The sequence below is a fragment of the Streptomyces sp. NPDC051677 genome, from assembly GCF_044453465.1.
In the GTDB taxonomy this organism is placed as follows: Bacteria; Actinomycetota; Actinomycetes; order Streptomycetales; family Streptomycetaceae; genus Streptomyces.
Genome location: NZ_JBITCT010000055.1, coordinates 26,579 through 45,262, shown reverse-complemented (window position 1 = coordinate 45,262; position 18,684 = coordinate 26,579). Strand labels below are relative to the sequence as shown.

Here is an 18,684-nt window from a genome sequence, read left to right as displayed (position 1 = left end):
AGGATTCCTGTCGATGGAAACATCGTGAAGCTAGCACGGCGGCGCCCGCGTGCACACCCACCCGTCAGTCGCGTCTGGCGACGATCCGGTACGCGTTGGACACGCCCAGCCGGTGCGACAGCGGCCGCACCGCGAACCGGTCGAGGAGGGTGCCCGCGATCAGCGCCGGGACCCCGGCGAGGAGCAGCGCCGCGCGCAGCGTGCGCCGCAGCGCGCCGGGCGGTTCAGGCAGCCAGGGCGCGTCGTCCCGGGGCGCCGCGTGGTCCAGTGCCAGCCAGACGGCGGCCAGCAGATCGACCGGGTCGTGCGGCTCGGCGTGCTGCTCCGCCACCACCGTGAAGCCCAGCCGCGCGAGCCGTTCCCGCAGGTTGGCCACCGGCACGAAGTGCAGATGCTGCGGCTGGAGCCAGGGCAGCCACCAGCGGCCGAGGAGGCGGGCGTAGCGGCTCTCGGGGTCCGGCACCTCGATGAGCAGATGGCCCCCGGGGCGGACCGTCTCCCGTGCGGCGCGCAGCTCACGGTCGGGGTCGGTGCTGTGCTCCAGGTAGTGGAACATGCTCACCACGTCGTAGCCGGCGGCCAGCCCCGGCGCGAGGTCGGCGAAGCTGCCCCGGTAGCCGTGCTGCACCCGGCCCTCCCGCTGGGCGAGCTCGACGCCGTCGGTGAAGTCGAGCCCGTCGAACGTGGTCCCGGGCAGCACCTCCTGGGCGACCGCACAGAAGTGGCCGTGTCCGGTGCCGACGTCCAGCCAGGTCTTCGGCTCGGGGTCGTGCGGCAGCATCGACTCGGCCCGCCCGCGGTACATCTTCGTCCGGCTCCCGAAGGTGTCGCCGAGCTTCTTCTCGCCGAGCCCGTCGTAGAAGTCCCGGTAGTAGAACTCCAGGCCCTCCGCGCTGAGTCGGGGGTTCTGGAAGGTGTGCCCGCAGGCCTCGCAGCGGTCCAGGACGAAGCGGCCCGGCTTGTGCTGGAGCAGGTCGGTGGTGCGCAGCCGGGTGGTCAGCTCGTCCGAGCCGCACCAGGGGCAGGCGGTGCTCCGGGGCTCGAAGAAGCGGTCCAGGCCGGCCGCGATGTCCGCCTGGTAGCCGGGGCGCAGCTTGGCGATCCGCTCGGCGGCTGTGGCGGACTCGGTGTCTTGGCTCTTTTCGCTCATCTGAACTCCCTGGCCAGTTCCTCGAGATGGACGGCGGCGGCCGAGGCGCCGCCCGCGGCGCGAAACGCCGTACGGATCCGGTCGGCCGCGGCGCGGTGGGCGGGGTCGTCCAGGACGGAGTCGAGCGCCGCGCCCAGCTTCTGCGCGGTGACCCGGCCGAACCGCACCCGCACCCCGGCCCCCGCGTCCACGACCTGCCCAGCCACGACCGGCTGGTCGTCTCGGATGGGCGCCACGACGAGCGGAACCCCGTGCCACAGCGCCTCGCACACGCTGTTGTGCCCCGCGTGGCAGACCACGGCGCCGACTCCCCGTTCCAGCAGGGCGAGTTGCGGCACGGACGGCACGACCAGCACGTCCTCGCCGTCGCCGTCGCCGCCCGGCTCCAGCGTGCCGCCGGGGTCGACGATCACCCCCTGCACCCGGTCGGCCCGCTCCCGCAGTGCGCTTCGGCACGTGTCGAGGAACCGGCCGCCGACGTCGGTGTTCGCAGTGCCGAGCGTGACCAGCACGGTGACCCGGCCGGGGTCGAGCCACTCCCAGGGGAAGCCGGCGGTGGACGGCCGGGCCGTGATCGACGGACCGACCCAGCGGACCGCGTCGCGGGAGCCGCCCGCCAACTCCGGGGTGCTGAAGGCGAGGACGAGCCGCGGGGAGAAGCGGGGGTCGTCGACGCCCGCCGGATCCCCGACGGCGACCCGGAGTTCGGCCAGCCTCTCCGTCAGCCACCGACTGACCTTGGGCAGCCCGGAGAGGGGGTCGGTGAACTCGGCCGACGTGGTCGCCGAGGTCGCCCAGGGCAGGCCCAGCCGCTCAGCGACCAGCGCGCCGGCGAAGGCCTGCTGGTCGGCCACGACCACGTCCGGCCGGAACGCCTCGACGGCCGCCCGCACGCCCGGCGCCATGGCCAGAGCCAGCGGGAGCAGGTACCACTCCCACAGGAACTTCAGAGCCTCCGGGCCGCGCAGATCGGCCGGCCGCTCACCCTGCGGGGTCCCGGCACACGCGAAGACCGTCCCGGCTCCGGGACCCGCGAGCCGGCCCACCAGCTCCGGATCGGGGCAGGCCCACGCCACCCGGTGCCCGCGCGCGGTGAGTTCGGCGGCGACGCCGACGGTCGGGTTGATGTGCCCGACCAACGGCGGGACGACGAACAGCAATCGGCTCACCCGGCCGCCTCCGCCGCCACCCGCCCGGCCTCCTCGACCAGGTGCAGGATGTGCCCGCCGACCGTCCCCGGGGCCTCCACGAGAACCGAGTGCTCGTGCCCCGGGATCACCACGGTCCGGCAGTCCGGCAGCACCGCCTGAAACCAGGGCGCGAGCGCGGCGAGATCGGAGTCGCCGCCGTACAGGCCCAGCACCGGGCAGCGCACCGCCGCGATCTGATCGTCCGTCAGCACCTGGCTGGCCGGGATGTCCCGGCCGAGGCTGGTCTCGCGGGCGAGCCGGGCCGCGCCCTTCGCCAGGCGGGCGGTGTTGTGGCTGCGGTTCGCGGTGATCCAGGCGATCGCCTCCGGCTCGTTGTGCGCGAGCTGCGTCACCACCCGGTCCAGGATCCCGCCGAGCTTCACCGCCCAGGCGGCGGTGGCCGGTTCCGACTCGATGAGGCTGACGCTCGCCGCCCGCTCGGGATGCCGGGCCGCGTAGCCGAACGCGATCGTCCCGCCGTAGGAGTTGCCGACGAGATGGACCGGGCCCCTCACCGCCAGCCGGTCGAGCAGCGCCTCCAGGTCGTCGACGCCGTCGTCCAACGTGTAGCCGGCGGCGGGGCGTTCACTGCGTCCGTGGCCGCGCAGGTCGTACATGACGACGTCGAGGCCGGCGGCCGCGAACGCGGGCGCGACGGTGAAGTAGTAGCTGGCCAGGCTGTCAGTGAGCAGACCGTGCACCAGCACCACGGTGGCGGTGGCCGACCGGCCCTCCCGGGGGCCGATCCGCTGTACGTGCAACCGGACGGCGCCGGTGTCGACCATCGCCATGGCTCAGCTCGCCCCCGCGCCCTTCAGGCTCGTCACGACGTACTCGACGAGTCGGCCGACGGTCAGCTCGATGATCTCGTCGAACTCCATGCCGGCCAGGAACTCGGCGAAGTTGACCCGGTCGCCGTACCGCTCCTGGAGCAGACCGGCCAGGGTGACCAGGTCGATGCTCTCCAGTTCCAGGTCGCGGTTGAAGGTCGTCCGCATGCCGATCTCGACGTCGTCGAGGCCGTACTCGTCCTCCAGGAGCCGCGCGAGCATGCCGGTGAGGTCGGCGAGGACGGCCTCCTCGTCGGCGCTGACGGAGGTGTGGGGGGTGGGGGAAGTCATCGGGCGTCGTACTCCTCAGGGGTCGGGTGTCCCGTCGTCCAGGCGACCGCGTACGAACGGTCGGGCAGCCGGGGCGGGTTGGCGGCCGAGGTGCAGTGCACGGTGTAGGCGTGTGCCAGGCGGCCGGCGACGGTCAGCCGGTCGCCGGCCGGCGTCGCGTCGAGGACCGTGAAGTCCCGGGGCCTGCCGCCGAATCCGGTGCCCTCCGCCTTGGCGACGGCCTCCTTCGCCGCCCAGAAACGGGCGAACCACAGGGCCTCGGACTCGCCGCTCTGTTCCGACAGGCCGTGCAGAAGGCGCAGTTCGTCCGTGCCGAGGGCGGCGGCGAGGGTCTGCGGGGTGCGGTCGGTGACCTCCTCGATGTCGATCCCGGGCCCGGGGCCCGAGACGTGCGGCCGGACGATCGCGACGCCCGCCTCCGCACAGTGGGCCAGCGAGACGTCCAGCGCGGGCAGGACACGGCCGTGCACGCCGGCGACGTACGGGCGGCCCGCCGCGTCGTTGTGCACCCGTAGCTCCGCCGGGAAGACCGGCCCCTCGCCCTGGTCCCACAGCCACTGCCGGACCGCGTCCTTGACCGCGATCCGGCCCAGCAGCCACTGCCGGCGCCCGCGCGGCGCGTGCTCCGCGTACTGTGCACGCTCCACGCCGCCGAGGGAGTTGCGCATGATCAGCTCCCGGGACGCCAGGTCCGGCCACCGCTCGTGCAGCAGCTGCCAGCCGCCCGGCCGGGTCTCGGAGAGGATGTTGAACTCCGGGAAGCGCTCGACGGGCCTGGTCGTGGGGTCGTTGTCGAAGCGGCGGTCCTGCCAGCCGTGCAGCTCCGCCCACACCGTGCCCCCGACGGTCAGCTGGACCTCGGCCTCCAGGAACGTGTCGGTGAGGTCCGTGATCCGCACCAGGCAGCCCACCGCGGTCCCCGGCGTCGGATGCGGCCCGTGGAACCGCATCTCCCGCATCCCGACCGGGAACACGACGGTCCGCTCCGTACGGGTCGCCATGATCCAGTAGCCGAGGATCTGGCCCACGTTGTCCAGCAGCGCGCCGGGCGCGGGCGGCGCGGTGATGACTCCCCGGACGTGGCGGTCGCCGATCGCGGTGAGCTCGGTGACGCCCTGGAACGCCGGGCCGTGGAACATCCAGCGCTCGGCGTACAGCTGGGCGGCGGTGTGCTCCGGGGTGCGCTCGGCGCCGGGGTCGGTGCGCCACGGGGCGGGGGGCGGGGCGGGGTACGCCGCGGCGAGTTCCACCGTGGCGCGGGCCCGGGGACCGAAGGAGACGGCCAGCCGGTCCGGGGCTTCCGGGTCCTGCGGGGTCACAATCACGGGCACGTCGACGGCGGGGGTGGCGGTGAGCCACTCCTCGAACCGCGCGCCGTGCACGGCGACCGGCACCCTCCCGGGGGACGACTCCTGGGCCGCGTCCACCGCCGCGTCCACGATGTGCTGCACGATCGTCGTCGCCGGGACGACCGGCCACCGGTCGGCGACGTCGGGCCAGCCGGGGCGCTGCGGGAAGAAACAGTGGTCCAGGAGGTAGGGCATCGTGTCGGGGGAGACGCGGACGGTGCTGTGCCTCGGACCGATCGGCCGTGGACGTACGGGAGTTGACGCCCTCGTGGTCATGAGGGCGGCGGCCGTGTCCGCCGTCTCGCGGAGCAGTGCGCTCAGCTCGGCGGCCACCGGGGAGCGTTCGACGAGGGCGTCCAGCGGCGAAGGTCCGCCGGTGTCCGCCGTACGGGCCGGGGCGACGGCGCGCAACTCGGCCCGCAGCGCGGTGAGGTCGTGAGGAGCGAGGGACACCAGCGACCCACTCAAGTCCAGGTGCACCGAAGGTCGTTGGGCCTTCGACGGCTCGACCGGCGGCAGAGCGGGCGCCACCGTCGCGCCCGCCGTCCACAGCGCGGCGGCCACCCGGCGGAGCTGGCCGAGGCCCGTGCGGTGGGGTGAGTTGGCGGCGACGACGAGGTGGTCGTGGCCGCCCAGGGTGTCGCCGACGAGGGAGCCGAGCTGACCGGGGCCGACCTGGACGTACACCCGGTGGCCGGCCGCGTGGAGGGCCTCGGCGAGCTGCCGGAAGCGGACGGGTTCCAGCAGGTGCCGGAGGAACAGGGACCGTATCCCCGCCTCGTCCGCGGGGAACGGCGCGGCGGTCGTTCCCGACCAGACCGGAGTGTGCGGGCGATGCAGCCGGAACCGGTCGGCAGCCTCCTTGATCGGGCCGAGATGCGGCTGAAGCATCGGCGTGTGGAAGCCCGACCGGAACGGCAGCACCTGGCTGAGCACGCCCCGCGCGCGGAAGGCCCGCACGAAGTCCTCCACCGCCGCCTCCGGGCCGCACACCATCGACTGGCCGGGCGCGTTGTCGTGCGAGAGCACGAGACCCGCCTGCGCCCTGCCCTCGTCGCGCAGGGCGGCCAGGACCTGCTCGGCGGACGCGCCGATCGCGCCGAAGGCGAGGCCGGGGACCGTCACCGAGTCCGGGTCGAAGCCCGCCATGAACGCGTCGACCTCCTCCCCTGCGTACAGTCCGGCCGCCGCCATCGCCGTCCACTCGCCCACGCTGTGCCCGGCGACCGCGTCCGGCACGATGCCGCTGCGGCGCAGCGCGGTGTCGAGGAGCCGTCCGACGGCGACGACACCGAACCCGTGCCTGCCCACGTCGCCGGTCCGGCCCCCGTCGAGGGAGAGGGCGGGCAGGCCGAAGTGGGCCGCCACGTCGTCGACTTGGGGGGTGAAGTCGCCCTCCAGACCGGGGAACAGGAACGCCAGCCTGCCGTGGCCGGCGCCCAGCAGGGGGCTCGGCCGGAACCAGACGTCGCTGCGACCGTGCCAGGGCCGTTGCCGCGCGACCGCACGGCGGGCCAGCGCGAGGCGCTTGGCGGTCGGGTCGACGATGCCGAGCCGGGCCGGGCCCGCGTCCGGGTGCGCGTGTCCGGGATCGAGCCCCGCGGCCCGTACGGCGCTGTCGTCGGCTTCCAGGAGCGCGGCGAGGCGGGTGGGGGAGTCGGCGGCGAGCAGCAGGACGCGCTCGGGTTCGACGACGTCCACGACCGGACGGGCCGGACCTCTCGCGCGGGTCCCGCGGGCCCCCGGGGCCTCCTCCAGCACCACGTGCGCGTTGATCCCGCCGAACCCGAACGCGTTCACGGCGGCCCGGCGCACGGGCTGTCCGGCGCAGGTCTCCCAGTCGGCGGCCTTCTCCACCGTGCGGAACCGGGTGCGGGCCAGGGCGGGGTGCGGGTCGTCGCAGTGCAGCGTCGGGAGCAGGGTGCGGTGGTGGACGGCGAGCGCGGCCTTGACCAGCCCGGCGACTCCGGCGGCCGGCATCGTGTGCCCGATCATCGACTTGACCGACCCCAGGACAGCGTCACCGTCGCCGGGCCCGAACACCTCGGCCAACGTGGTGAGTTCGGCACCGTCGCCCGCCGGGGTGGCGGTGCCGTGCGCCTCCAGCAGGCCGATCGAGCCGGGCGCGGTCGGGTCGAGCCCGGCGGCTCGCCAGGCCTGCCGCACGGCCTGCGCCTGACCGCCCGGATCGGGGTTGACCAGCCCGGCCGCCCGCCCGTCGCTGGCCACTCCGGTGCCGCGGATCACGGCGTAGATCCGGTCGCCGTCGCGCTCGGCGTCCACCAGCCGCTTGAGGACCACGACACCCGTCCCCTCGCCGATCAGGATGCCGTCGGCGTCCCGGTGGAACGGGCGGATGCGCTGGGTGGGGGAGAGGGCTCGGAGCTGGGAGAAGACGCTCCACAACGTGATGTCGTGGCAGTGGTGGACGCCTCCGGCGAGCATCAGGTCGCAGCGCCCCGAGGCGAGTTCGCCCACCGCCTGGTCCACGGCGACCAGCGACGAGGCGCAGGCCGCGTCCACGGTGTACGCCGGTCCGCGCAGGTCCAGTCGGTTGGCGACGCGGGAGGCCGCCAGATTGGGCACCAGGCCGATCGCCGACTCGGGGCTGTCCGGCCCGAGCCGCTCGGTGAACGCCGTCCGTACCCGGTCGAGTTGGCCGCCTGTCAGGTCGGGCAGCAACTCGCCCAGCGTGCGGACGAGTTGGCCCGCTGTGCGCACCCGTTGGTCCAGCCGGACCAGGCCGGGGGTGAGGTAGCCGCCCCGGCCGAGCACGACGCCGACCCGCCCTCGGTCGGGGAGGCGGTCCGTGCCGCCCGCGTCGTCCAGGGCGGCCGAGGCCACGTGCAGGGCGATGAGCTGGTCGGGCTCGGTGCCGGCCACCGAGTTCGGCATGATCCCGAACCGGGTGACCTCCACCTCCGCCAGCCCGTCCACGAACCCGCCGCGGCGCGCGTACACCCGGTCCGCGACGGCCGCGTCGGACGCGCTGCCGGGACGGTAGTACGCGGGGTCCCAGCGCCCGTCCGGGACCTCGCCGATCGCGTCCACGCCGTCCCGCAGGTTCCGCCAGTACGCGTCCAGGTCGGCGGCGCCCGGCAACAGCACCGCCATCCCGACGATGGCGACGGGAACATGACGGCCCGTCACCACACCCGGTCCGTCGACCGGGTGGAGTGACGTCACCGTGGCCGTCACCAGCCCGAGGCGGTGTAGACGACGGCGGTGGCCGACTCCTCGCCCCAGGCGAGCTCCCGCAGCAGCGCCGCGGTCCCCTCCTCGGGATCGATCAGCCGGATGCCCTGCCGGGCGTACTCGCGCGCCAGCTCCACCCCGACCATGCCCGCGTGACCGGCCGCGGGCGCCCACGGACCCCAGTGCACGGTCACCGCACGGTGCCCGGTGCGGGCGGCGAAGGCCGCGCCCAGGGTCTCCAGCGCGTCGTTGGCGGCGGCGTAGTCCACCTGGCCGCGGTTGCCCAGGACCGCGGAGATCGAGCCGAACAGCACGGTGAACGCGGGCGCCGCGGGCAACTCCTCCAGCGCGCTGAGCAGGGCGTCCGCCCCGGTCGCCTTCGTGCCGTAGACCCGCTGGAAGGACTCGGCGCTCTTCTCGGCGACGAGCCGGTCCTCGATCACACCGGCCGCGTGGACCACACCGTCGAGCCGGCCGTGTTCGGCGTGGATCTCCTTCACCGCCTGGAGCACCGCCTCGGGCTCCCGGAAGTCGACGGAGCGGTAGCGCACCCGGCTGCCCAGCGCGGTGAGTTCGCCCAGCGTCGCCGTGATCTCCCGCTGGGCCAGCAGGAGTTCGGCCGCGCGGTTGATCTCGGCCGGCTTCAGACCGCCGCGGGCGGCGAGCGCCGCGCGCAACTCGGCCGGGGTGCGCGCGGCGGCGGTGTCCGCGGCCTCGGGGCCGTCCGGCGCGGGCGTACGGCCGAGCAGTTCCAGACGGCAGCGGGCGGCGCCGGCGAGCGCGGCGGCGAACTGCGCGGTGATGCCCCGCGCGCCGCCCGCCAGCAGCACCACCGAGTCCCGGTCCAGCCCGAGCGCGGCGGCTTCCGCGGCCCCGTCCCCGGCCGGTCCCGCGCCCGTGCTGCCGAGCGCGCCGAGCGGCGCCTCCACCAGCTCGAAGCCGTGCCGGCCGGCCGCCGTCCGCAGCACGACCGGGGTGCGGTCCGTTGCGACGGCCTCCGTGACCACCGCGTCCGCGACGGCGGCCGGCGAGGCGTCGGCGAGGTCGACGAGGCGGGCGAGGGTCTGCGGATACTCGCGCGCCACGGTACGGAACAGCCCGCGCAGCCCCGCGGTCCGGGCGTCGGCCGTCTCGGCGCCCGTGCTCCGGACGGCCAGCAGCCACCGCGGCCCGCGAGCCAGGGCCGCCTTCAGGACGGGGAAGGCGTCGGGCAGGACGGGCGTGTCGTCGGCGCCCGCGAGGGCGCCGAGGTACAGCACCCCGTCCACCGGCCCGTCCGTCTCCGCCAGGACGTGATCACGGGCGCGTACGACGACGTCGGCGCCGTGCGACACCAGCCGGGCGGCGACCTCGGGGGCGTCCCCGAGGAGGGTCCAGCGGGTGCCGGAGAGGGCGGTCGTCGAAGCGGCGGCGACGTCGTCGAGCAGGACCGGCCGCAGCACGTGCCGCCTGGGCGGCTCGCCGGTCACCTCCTGAGTGACCTGCGCGGCCGGTACGGGCTCCCTGACCGCGACGGACTCACCGGCCGGCATCGTCGGCGCGGGTGCTGGCGCGGGTGCCGGTGCGGGTGAGAGCGCGGGTGTCGGTCCGCCCAGTCGGGCGGTCAGCCAGTCGGTCACCGCGGCGGCCGTGCGGGCCTTCGTCAGCTCCTCCAGCTCGTCGTCGTCCATCGCGGTGAGGTCCGCGCCGGCCCCGGCGCCGAGGCGCCTGGCCAGCTCGCCCGCGATCTCGGCGCGCTTGATGGAGTCGACGCTGAGGTCCGCCTCCAGGTCGAGGTCGGGCTCGATCATGTCGATGGGGTAGCCGGTGCGTTCGCTGATGATCTCCAGGACGAGCTGCTGGACGTCGGTGCCCCCGGTGGGCTCCTCGGAGCTGGACGGCGGGGCGGAGGCCGGGGCGGGCGCCGGCACCTGTGCGGCCATCTCGGCCTGTGCCGTGGGGAGTTGGGGCACGGCCTGGATGATCTGCGGTGCGGCCACCGGGGCGGGTGCGGCGATCTGCGCGCCCGGGGCGGACCCGAAGTAGGTGAGCAGCACGTCCCGTTGGGCGGCGATCATCTCCCGGCTGGTGCGCAGGAACTCGGAGATCAGCGCGTCCCGGTCGGAGGGGACGCCGTGCGGGGGGTTCGTCGTCACAGTCGTCACGGTCCTTTCGACGGGGTCCACGACTCGTCGGGCCGGTGCGAGCGCACCGGGGAGGAGGGCGCCGGCGGAGGTGCGGACCAGCTGTCCGTCGACCGTCCAGCCGGGCCGCTTCGGCACGGGGGTGCGGACGGCGTCCACCGCGTCCCGGCCGCGCAGAAGCCATCCGCTGCGCACCGGCAGCCCCGCGACGGCGAGCCGGGCCAGGGCGTCGAGCCAGCCGTGCAGTCCGCCGCCGGGCCGTGGCTCGCAGGCGACCGTGCGGTGCGGACGGTCGCCGAGGATCTGCCCGACCAGCCGGGTCAGCACCGACCCGGGACCGGCCTCGACGAAGATGCGCGCCCCCGCCTCGTACATCGCCTCGACCTGCTCGACGAAAGCGACCGGCGCGCCGATCTGGGCGGCGAGTTCGGCCCGCACCGCGTCCGCGTCGGCGGGGTAGGGGGTGGCCGTGCGGTTGGACCACACCGGGAACTCGGGCGCGTGCACCGGCCGGTCCGCGAGCGCTTCGGCGAACCGGTCGGCCGCGCCCGCGACCAGCGGGCTGTGGAAGGCGCAGGCGACCGGGATGCGCTTGGCCCCCAGACCGGCCTCGCGCAGCAGCCGTACGGCCTCGGCGACGGCGTCGGTCGGGCCGGAAACCACCGTCTGTGCGGGCGAGTTGCGGTTGGCGACGACGACGGATTCCGGTGCGCCCGCCGTTTTGAGAGCCTGCGCCACGTCCTCGGCGCCGGCCGCGACCGCGGCCATGGTCCCGGGATCCCCGCGGTCGGACCCGCCGGACCCGGCCGCTTCGAGGATCGCCGCCGCTCGCTCCGAGCTCAGCTCCAGCAGGGTCTCGGGGGTCAGGGCCCCGGCCGCGCACAGGGCGACCAGCTCGCCGTAGCTGTGTCCGGCCGCCATGTCCGGCCGTACCCCGGCCGCCGTGAGCACGGCGTGCGCGGCCAGCCCCGCGATGCCCAGGGCCGGCTGTGCAGCGCGGGTGTCGGTCAGGGCGGCCTGCTGCCGGTCGCGCCCGGCGTCGTCGAAGGCGGCCGGCGGGTACAGGGTGTCGGCGTGGGCACGGCCGAGCTCCAGGTAGGGGCGCAGCTCGGGGAAGGCGACGAACAGGTCACCGAGCATGCCGGTGCGCTGACTGCCCTGCCCGGGGAAGAGGAAGGCGGCCTTGCCGTCCCCGGCGTCGTCGGGCCCGGCCCGGTAGATCCCCTGCGCCGGATCGTGCCTGACGGGGTCGGCGGGGTCGGCGTGCTCTGCGGTGTCGGCGAGCGCCCGTCGCAGTTTCGCGACCAGGTCGTCCACGTCCGTCGCCACGAGCGCGACCCGTGCCGGAGCCGCGGTCGCGTCCGAGCGCCGCGCGGCGCCGAGCGCCAGGTCGCGCAGGCGCCACGGCCCGCCCTCCGCCTCCGCGGCCTTGAGGAGTTCCGCCATCGCGCGGCGGGCGGTGGCCTCGTCCCGCCCGCGGAAGACGAACAGTTCGGCGGGCCAGGCGTCGAGTCCGCGCACCGGCGGCACACCGTCGGCGTAAGCGCTCAGCACCACATGGAAGTTGGTGCCGCCGAAGCCGAACGCGCTGACCCCGGCGAGGCGTTCCTGCGGGGGCGCCGCCCAGGGCCGGGCCTCCTGGTGGAAGGCGAAGGGGCTGCGGTCCGCGTCCCAGGCCGGATTGGGGGCCTCGATGTGCAGGGTGGGCGGCCGGACGCCCGTGTGCAGGGCCAGCAGGCTCTTGATCAGCCCGGCGAGTCCGGCGGCGCACTTGGCATGCCCGATCTGTGACTTCACCGAACCGATCACACAGCCGCCCGGCTGCGCCCCGGCCTCGCCGAACACCTCGCTGAGGATGCGGAGTTCGGTGCGGTCGCCGACCACCGTTCCGGTGCCGTGCGCCTCGACGAGTCCGACGTCGGCCGGGGAGACGCCCGCGTTGCGGTAGGCCCGCTCCAGGGCGGAGCGCTGTCCCTCGGGCCTGGGGGCGGTGAGGCCGAGCGAGCGGCCGTCGCTGGAGGAGCCGAGGCCCTTGATGACGCCGTAGATCCGGTCGCCGTCGCGTTCGGCGTCCGCGAGCCGCTTGAGGACGACGCAGGCGACGCCCTCGCCGAGCGCGATGCCGTCCGCCGAGCCGTCGAAGGCACGGGAGCGGCCGGTGGGGGACAGGGCGTGCACGGAGGAGAAGAGGGCGTAGTCGTTGATGCCGTTGTGCAGGTCGGCGCCGCCGCACAGCACCACGTCGGACGTGCCCCCGACCAGCTCCTTGCAGGCGACGTCCACCGCGGCCAGCGAGGAGGCGCAGGCGGCGTCGACGGTGTAGTTGGCGCCGCCGAGGTCGAGCCGGTTGGCGATCCGCCCGGAGATGACGTTGGCGAGCATGCCGGGGAAGGAGTCCTCCGTGAGCTGCGGGAGCTGGTCGTCCAGGGCCGCCGGGACGTGGCCGTAGTACGAGGGCAGCACGGCTCGCAGCGTGGCCGCGTTCGACAGGTCGCTGCCCGCCTCCGCACCGAACACCACTGAGGTGCGGGAGCGGTCGAACTCCCGTCCCCCGTCGCCGTATCCGGCGTCCTCCAAGGCCCGCCGGGCGGCCTCCAGGGACAGCAGCTGCACCGGCTCGACGCTGCCGAGGGAGGCGGGCGGGATGCCGTAGCGCAGCGGGTCGAAGGGGATGCGGGGCAGGAAGCCGCCCCACTTGGACGGCGTCGACTCGCCGTGGTGCACGGCCGGATCCCAGCGGTCGGCCGGGACCTCGCCGACCGCGTCCACGCCCCCGACGACGTTCGCCCAGAAGGTCGGCAGATCCGGCGCCTGCGGGAACATACAGGCCATGCCGACGACGGCGATGTCCAGCGGGGCGGGGGCCGTCGGCTCCCGCACCTCCCTCTCCAGGCCCAACTCGGCGGCCCGCAGGGCGAGATGCTCGACCGCGCCGGCCGTCACCGACGCGTGCAGCGCCGCGAGCGTCGTGGTCGCCGAGCGCAGCACGGCCACCTCCCCGGCCATGAACATCCCCTCGGCAAGCTGGCGTTGCTCGTCGACGGCGGCGAGGGAGCCGTCGGTGTCCCGGGTGACGCCCTTGCTGGCCAGGCGCAGCCGGCCGACGTTGAGCCGCTCCAGCTCCTCCCAGATCCGCCGGTCCGGCACGCCCTCGGCACGCAGCCGGGCCTCCTGGTCGCGATAGCCGGCGGCGAACGGGCTCGGCACGCACCGTGTGGCGTGACCCGGCGCCGACTCCAGGAGCGTGGTGCGCTCGGCGTCCATGACCTGCCGCTGGAACACCGGCCGGATGGCGCCGTGCGCCACCGCCTCCTCGGTGAACAGGTACGCGGTTCCCATCAGCACGCCGACGGCGGCTCCGCGCGCGGTCAGCGGCGCGGCGAGCGCGGCGACCATCGCGGCCGACCGCTCGTCGTGCACACCGCCCGCGAAGAACACCTCGACGTCCGACGCGTCGCTTCCGCCCAAGTAGTCGTCCAGTACGGCCAGTTGGGCTTCCCAGAGGGGAAAGCTGCCGCGCGGTCCGACGTGCCCGCCGCACTCCGAGCCCTCGAACACGAACCGGCGCGCCCCGGCTTCGAGGAACTGCCGCAGCAGCCCCGGCGACGGGACGTGCAGGAACGTGCGGATGCCGTCCCGCTCCAGCGCCTGTGCCTGGGAGGGCCGTCCGCCCGCGATGATCGCGTGCGTCGGCCGCAGCTCCCGTACGGCCTCCAGCTGGGCGGCGCGCACGTCCTCCGGCGCGAAGCCGAGCACGCCCACGCCCCAGGGCCGGCCGGCCACCGCGTCCCGGGTCTCGGCCAGCATCTCCCGCGTCCGCGCGCCGTCCGCCAGCGCCAGGGCGAGGAACGGCAGCGCTCCGTCCGCGGCCACCGCCGCGGCGAACGCGGCCCCGTCGCTCACCCGCGTCATCGGCCCCTGCGCGACGGGCAGCCGGGTCCCGAGCGCCCCGCTCATCGGCGACTCGGCCCCCAGCGCCCGCACCGCCGCGTCGTCGCCTACGGCGTCCAGGACCGCATCGCGCAGCCCGCGCACCGTCCGCCGGACGTCGCCCCAGCGTTCGGCGAACCGGGCGGCGAGGAAACCGTCCTGGCCCACGGGGAGCAGCTGGGTGCGCGGGTCCTGCGCGCCGAGCAGTGCCGCCACCGCCTGCGGGCCGGCGTCCTCCACGAGGTGCGGGGCGTCCGGCCCGCGTCGCAGCAGGACGCGGTGACCGGCCACGACGGCGGTCTCCGAGCCGTCCAGGGTGCGCAGCGCCGCGGCGGCCGGCTCGGGCAGCGCCGACTCGGCGAGCAGCGCGAGCTGGCTGTCCAGGACGACACCGGCCGCCCCGCCGGCCACCGCGGCGGCGGCCGTACGCGGGCCGATGCCCCCGCACGCCCACACCGGCACGGTCACCTCGGGCGCGGCGAGCAGCTGCTGGAGCAGCACGAAGGTGCCCAGCTCCCCGATGCGGCCACCGCACTCGGCGCCGCGAGCGATCAGGCCGTGCGCCCCGGCGCGTACGGCGTGCCGCGCGTCCGCCAGGTCGGTGACCTCCACCAGCACGCGGTGGCGCGGCGCGAGGTCGGCGATCGGCCACGGCACGGCGGAGTCCGCGCCGGTCGGCGAGTCCACGGCGTCCGCGGTCAGCACGACGGTGTGCGGGCCGTCGGGGCCGAGGTCAGCGGGGGTGAGTCGGCAGAATGCGCCGACCCGGACGCCGAAGCCGCCCGGAGACGCTCTGCGCAGGCGGGCGAGGGCCTCGCGGGCTCTTCGGTCGCCGGAGCCCAGGTCGAGTACGCCGAGACCGCCGGCCCGGCCGACCGCCAGGGCGAGCCCGGCATCGGGTTCGCCGAAAGGAGTGATGCCGATGATCATGTCCTCGGAGCGCACAGCGGACGTCATGATTCTCCGAATCAAGGGTGAGACTGCACGGTGGGGGGTTCGGGACAGCAAAGGCGGCTCACCGGATTCCGGCGGGTAGAGGACCACCGCGGAACGCCGTTCTAAAGCGCGTGCTCGAAACGCGTTGAAAGGTAGTGCGCTTGTTACTCACTGGTCAACGATCGAACGACCGGCCGGTAACCAGCCGCAATGATTCGGTCAGTTGCGGCTGGAGGGCCAGGGCGTAGGAAATCGGTTGAATTCCTTTCGGACGCTGTCCCGTTCACCCTCTACTCACATGGTGGAAACATGAACGACCGCAGGAAATGGGTTCCTTTGGGCCGCATGGTCCGCATCGGAACACCCATTTCCGGCACGGCGTAAGGGGACGGGAAATTCTGCATGTCGGTCGTGGAGTGACCGGGAAGGGTTTGTGGAGCCGTCCCGTGGGACAGGCCTTGACGTGGCCCGCACTGCCGCGAAGACTGGAATGACCACTAGTCAAGCCGGTCCTCGGGAGGTCGTCGACCGGCTTGACTACGTGGTCGTCGAGCCGACCCCGTCGCGGTCCCGGGGACCGACCTACCGTTCGTCGGCCTGTGTGCCCCGGTCGACACGGCACGCGGGCGCGGCGCCGTCGTCCAGGCCGCACCGTGTGGCGCGCCCGAGCCCGAGCCGCCGCTGCCCGCCGAGGGCGACTGGACGACCGCCTCCGGATACGCGGCGGGCCGGGAGCTCGCCCGGCTCCCGGACGTCACCGTGGTGTTCGCCGGCAACGACGACACGGCGATCGGTCTGCTCCGGGCCTCCGCCGAGGCCGTCACCGGCCCAACCGGCCGACCCGGCCGTCGAGTTGCGGGTACGCGGCTCCACAGCACCGGTAGGCGCACGAGCCCCGCCCGTGTGTGCGGCGGCGCTCGCCGAGTCGGGGTCGGGCCGCGATGATTCCAGGGGCTGTGGAAAGGAGGGGCGGGTGCTGTGGAGTGACGGGGTCCTGGCCCGGTGTGCGGGTTCACTGGTGTCCGTGCCGGACGCTGAGGGCGGCCCGGGGGCGCCGTGCGGGTTCGCGGTCGTCCGGGCAGTGGCACGCGCACGGTCCCGGGTGTGGGCGTGCTGATCCGGGACGTGGAGCTGGCGGGCCGGGGCCGGGTCGACGTACGCGTCGAGAACGGGCGGGTCGTGGAGATCGGACGGCGACTGGCCGGGCCGGTGGACGTGGACGGGCGGGGCGGCGCCCTGCTGCCGGGGCTGCACGACCACCACGTGCACCTGGCCGCCCTGGCGGCCGACGCGGCCTCGGTGCGGGTCGGCCCCGCCGACGTGCACGGCCGCGCCGGGTTCGCGGCGGCGTTGCGCGGCGGCGCCCCGGGGGAGTGGGTGCGGGCCGTCGGCTATCACGAGAGCGTCGCAGGCGAGCTCGACCGGTGGGTGCTGGACGACGTGGCCGCCGACCGGCCGGTGCGCGTCCAGCATCGCAGCGGCGCGATGTGGGTCCTGAACAGCGCCGCGCTGCGCGCGACGGGCCTCGACGGCCACGGTGACGGCGGCCGCGACGGGCGTTTCTGGCGGGAGGACGAGCGGCTGAGGCACCTCGTCCCGCCCGTACGCCTCGACCTGGAGGGGGTGGGCCGGCGCGCGGCCCGGCTCGGGGTCACCGGGTTCACCAACGCCGACCCCCACCCCGGACACGGCCTGGCCCAGATCCTGTCGGTGCTGCCCCAGCGGCTCGTCGTGATGGGCGTCGACCCGCCGGTGAAGCTCATGCTCGACGACCTGACCCTCCCCACCCCGGCCCAACTCGCCGTCACTGTGGCCGGGTTGCGTCCCCGGCCGGTGGCCGTCCACTGCGTGACCCGGGTGCAGCTGCTCGTGACCCTGCTCGCCCTGGACGAGGCCGGCCCGGCCGTCGGCGACCGGATCGAGCACGCGGCCGTCGTCCCGGAGGAGACGATCGACTGGATCCGGCGGCTCGGCGTCACCGTGGTGACCCAGCCGCACTTCCCCGTGGAACGCGCCCGGGCCTACGCCGCCGACGTCCCCTCCGACGACCGGCCGCACCTGTACCGCTGCCGCAGCCTGGCCGAGGCGGGTGTCCCGGTCGCCGCGGGCACCGACGCGCCGTACGGCGCCCATGACCCGTGGGCGGTGATGCGGGCCGCGGTGGAGCGGGGCGACGGGGAGGCCGTCACCCCGGAAACCGCGCTGAACCTGTTCCTCGGCCGCCCCGAACAGCCCGCGGAGGCCCGCAGGCTGGAGATCGGCGCCGCCGCCGATCTGTGCCTGCTCCACGTACCCCTGCGCGAGGCGCTCGACGCCCTCGCCGCGGACGTCGTACGGGCCGCGTACGTCGGAGGGCGGCCGATTCACACGCTGTAGCCGCCGTCCACCCCCAGCGCCTGCCCGGTGATGAACCCGGCCCGGTCCGAGGCGAGGAAGGACACCGCCTCGGCGATGTCGGCCGCTTCCCCGAACCGGCGCAGCGGGATGTTGCGCCGGGTGACGGCGAGAGCGTCGTCGTCCAGTTCGCCCGACGCGATCAGCCGGCCCGCGCTGCCGTCGGTGAGCATGCCGGGCGCGACGCAGTTGACGCGGACCCCGTAGCGTCCCTCCTCGGCGGCCAGCGCGCGGGCGACGGCCTCGACGGCGCCTTTCGCGCCCGAGGAGAGCCCGTCGCGCACCGGGAAGCGCCGGGTGGCGACGGTGGTGACGGCGACGATGCTGCCCCGGCTGCGGCGCAGAACGGGCAGCGCCGGATGCACGAGGTTGAAGAACGCCACGGCGTCCGCCTCGAGTTGGGCCCGGTACTCGCCCGGCGTCACCCGGCTGAGATGCCGCATCGGGACATGCGGGCCGGCCGCGTACACGAGCGTGTGGATGCCGCCGTACGCCTCGGCGGTCCCGGTCACCGCCCGGGCCGTGGCCGCCTCGTCCGTCAGGTCCAGCGGAACGGCCAGGGCGCCCTTCACCTCGTCGGCGAGGGCCTGCGCCGTCTCCCGTCGGGCCCGGTAGGTGAACGCCACCGCGCTGCCGCGTGCCGCCAGCGTCCGTACGACCGCGGCGCCGATCGCGCCCGTTCCCCCCGCGACGAGCGCGACGCCGGGCCGGTCCGCGAAGTCCTCCATGCCGCACCGTCCTCCCTGTCCCGTCGTCCCCACGTCTCACAACCCCAGGGACTTGGCGATGACGACCTTCATGACCTCGCTCGTCCCGGCGTAGATGCGCGTGATGCGCGCGTCCGCGTACAGCCGGGCGATCGGGTACTCCAGCATGTAGCCGTATCCGCCGAAGAGTTGAAGACACCTGTCGACGGCACGGGCCTGGGTCTCGGTGCAGAAGAGCTTGACCTTGGCCGCGTCGGCGCCGGAGAGCCTTCCCTCCACGAGTTCGAGGACAGCCCGGTCCAGCATGGTCTGTGCCGCCTCCAACTCGGCTGCCACAGAGGCGAGTTCGAACTTCGTGTTCTGAAAGGAGGCGACCGTCCGCCCGAACGCCTTGCGCTCCTTCACGTACTCGATCGTCGTGTCCAGTGCCGCCCGGGTCTGCGCCACCGACCCCACCGCGACGGTGATCCGCTCCTGCGGCAGGTTGTGGCCCAGGTACCCGAAGGCGGCGCCCTCCTCGCCGAGCCGGTTCGCGACCGGCACCCGTACGCCGTGCTGGCGGTGAGCAATACTCGATTCTGCCGAATGC

At 74.8% G+C, this 18,684-nt stretch carries 8 protein-coding genes and 1 pseudogene; 1 reads left to right on the top strand and 8 read right to left on the bottom strand.

Annotated features, from left to right (window positions below):
• Window positions 1-64: 64 nt before the first annotated feature.
• From ACIBAF_RS41300 to ACIBAF_RS41275, 6 genes are all read right to left on the bottom strand, one after another.
• Window positions 65-1,150: a class I SAM-dependent methyltransferase gene (locus tag ACIBAF_RS41300; RefSeq protein WP_399470547.1), complete on the bottom strand. Its 1,086-nt coding sequence runs from the start codon at window positions 1,148-1,150 to the stop codon at window positions 65-67.
• Complete coding sequence (locus ACIBAF_RS41295) at window positions 1,147-2,319, bottom strand: glycosyltransferase (RefSeq protein ID WP_399470545.1); 1,173 nt, start codon at window positions 2,317-2,319, stop codon at window positions 1,147-1,149. Before ACIBAF_RS41295 ends, ACIBAF_RS41300 begins: the two co-directional genes overlap by 4 nt.
• A complete protein-coding gene (locus ACIBAF_RS41290; RefSeq protein WP_399470543.1) occupies window positions 2,316-3,131 on the bottom strand; it encodes an alpha/beta fold hydrolase in 816 nt (271 codons plus the stop codon). Before ACIBAF_RS41290 ends, ACIBAF_RS41295 begins: the two co-directional genes overlap by 4 nt.
• Window positions 3,132-3,134: 3 nt before the next feature.
• Window positions 3,135-3,461 carry an acyl carrier protein gene (locus ACIBAF_RS41285; protein ID WP_399470541.1) on the bottom strand — a complete coding sequence of 109 codons (327 nt, stop codon included), beginning with the start codon at window positions 3,459-3,461 and terminating at the stop codon, window positions 3,135-3,137.
• Complete coding sequence (locus tag ACIBAF_RS41280) at window positions 3,458-7,924, bottom strand: beta-ketoacyl synthase N-terminal-like domain-containing protein (protein ID WP_399470588.1); 4,467 nt, start codon at window positions 7,922-7,924, stop codon at window positions 3,458-3,460. Before ACIBAF_RS41280 ends, ACIBAF_RS41285 begins: the two co-directional genes overlap by 4 nt.
• An 80-nt stretch (window positions 7,925-8,004) precedes the next feature.
• The gene (locus ACIBAF_RS41275) at window positions 8,005-15,015 is read right to left on the bottom strand and encodes an SDR family oxidoreductase (protein ID WP_399470539.1); all 7,011 of its coding nucleotides are present in this window, start codon (window positions 15,013-15,015) and stop codon (window positions 8,005-8,007) included.
• Window positions 15,016-16,098: 1,083 nt separating this feature from the next.
• On the opposite strand from ACIBAF_RS41275, the gene ACIBAF_RS41270 reads away from it, so the two are divergent.
• A complete protein-coding gene (locus ACIBAF_RS41270) occupies window positions 16,099-17,370 on the top strand; it encodes an amidohydrolase family protein (protein WP_399470537.1) in 1,272 nt (423 codons plus the stop codon).
• Here ACIBAF_RS41270 and ACIBAF_RS41265 read toward each other — a convergent pair.
• Window positions 17,358-18,116 carry an SDR family NAD(P)-dependent oxidoreductase gene (locus ACIBAF_RS41265; RefSeq protein ID WP_399470535.1) on the bottom strand — a complete coding sequence of 253 codons (759 nt, stop codon included), beginning with the start codon at window positions 18,114-18,116 and terminating at the stop codon, window positions 17,358-17,360. The genes ACIBAF_RS41270 and ACIBAF_RS41265 overlap by 13 nt on opposite strands.
• 36 nt (window positions 18,117-18,152) lie before the next feature.
• A pseudogene (locus ACIBAF_RS41260) lies at window positions 18,153-18,644 on the bottom strand (acyl-CoA dehydrogenase family protein); the annotation flags it as partial.
• Between the last annotated feature and the right edge of the window lie 40 nt (window positions 18,645-18,684).

Coding starts and splice junctions, on each gene's coding strand:
- ACIBAF_RS41300 (WP_399470547.1), bottom strand. CDS start 1,150: ATGAGCGAAAAGAGCCAAGACACCGAGTCCGCCACAGCCGCCGAGCGG.
- ACIBAF_RS41290 (WP_399470543.1), bottom strand. CDS start 3,131: ATGGCGATGGTCGACACCGGCGCCGTCCGGTTGCACGTACAGCGGATC.
- ACIBAF_RS41285 (WP_399470541.1), bottom strand. CDS start 3,461: ATGACTTCCCCCACCCCCCACACCTCCGTCAGCGCCGACGAGGAGGCC.
- ACIBAF_RS41280 (WP_399470588.1), bottom strand. CDS start 7,924: ATGGCGGTGCTGTTGCCGGGCGCCGCCGACCTGGACGCGTACTGGCGG.
- ACIBAF_RS41275 (WP_399470539.1), bottom strand. CDS start 15,015: ATGACGTCCGCTGTGCGCTCCGAGGACATGATCATCGGCATCACTCCT.
- ACIBAF_RS41265 (WP_399470535.1), bottom strand. CDS start 18,116: ATGGAGGACTTCGCGGACCGGCCCGGCGTCGCGCTCGTCGCGGGGGGA.